2 protein-coding genes are annotated in these 843 nt (G+C 64.1%); both read right to left on the bottom strand.

Going from position 1 to position 843, the window contains the following annotated elements:
* Positions 1 to 80: 80 nt before the first annotated feature.
* A complete protein-coding gene (locus tag IEZ09_RS45920) occupies positions 81 to 302 on the bottom strand; it encodes a type II toxin-antitoxin system HicA family toxin (RefSeq protein WP_189260146.1) in 222 nt (73 codons plus the stop codon).
* Positions 299 to 514, bottom strand: coding sequence for a type II toxin-antitoxin system HicB family antitoxin (locus tag IEZ09_RS45915; protein WP_189260145.1), 216 nt, complete (start codon positions 512 to 514; stop codon positions 299 to 301). The genes IEZ09_RS45920 and IEZ09_RS45915 overlap by 4 nt, the downstream gene beginning before the upstream one ends.
* Positions 515 to 843: the final 329 nt, after the last annotated feature.

Genomic DNA, 843 nt, shown 5'->3' with positions numbered 1-843 from the left:
CGCACCTCCTGCGGTAACCGTCTGACCTGCACGGTTACCGCAGTTACCGCAGTTACCGATGTCTGAGAGACAGGGAAGGGCTACAGCAGCGCGAGGAACTCGGCGGGTGTCAGGCCTGCCTGCCGGATGATCGAGGCGAGGGTGCCACGCTTCACGGTGCCGTGCATCGGAACGATGACCGTGCGGCCGTCCTCATGCCGGTACACAGCATGGCTGCCCTTGGTACGCGTGTGCTCGAAGCCAAGTGATTCCAGGACGCGGGCGACCTTGCGGACGGCGACGTCCGACAGCGCAGGACTCACGCGGCCGGAACCTGAAACGAGGTAACCAACGGCGTTGCGGTAACGGCGGGCTCAGGCACCTCGGACAGATATAGCTCGACCGCTTCGCGAAGGTTGCTCAACGCCTCCTCGATCGACTGACCCTGACTCGCTACGTCGACCTCAAGACACTGGGCGATGTACCAATCCTCTTCTTGGTGCACCGCTGCCGTAAGCGTCCGCTGCTCGCTCATGCTCTCCAGTGTCCCATCCGATGGTGTGCTACGTCTGCCCTGTGACTGCTCCGGTTCGGCTGCCCCATTGCGCCTCAGGAGGCACGCACGGCTCAAGGCGGATGAGTGGTGGCAGGCGTGGCGGTGTCGGCTGCGCCGCTCTGGCGAGGCTCTGAGAGCGACGCTGCCGCGACAGTTCGAGATGGCCGCTGTGGTTGGGTACCGGGTGGATGCAGAAGGGCGCACAGGCGCTGTCCACAGTGGACGCCTTCGTCTCAGTTTCCGTCTCAGTTGTCGTTCGTACGGCACTGTTCGCGGCTGTTCGCGGGCGTTCCGTGAACAGCCGAGTA

It is taken from the genome of Lentzea flava, assembly GCF_014648475.1.
Classification (GTDB): Bacteria; Actinomycetota; Actinomycetes; order Mycobacteriales; family Pseudonocardiaceae; genus Lentzea; species Lentzea flava.
Note: the sequence above shows the minus strand (reverse complement) of the source record. Positions and strands in the feature narration are given on the sequence as shown.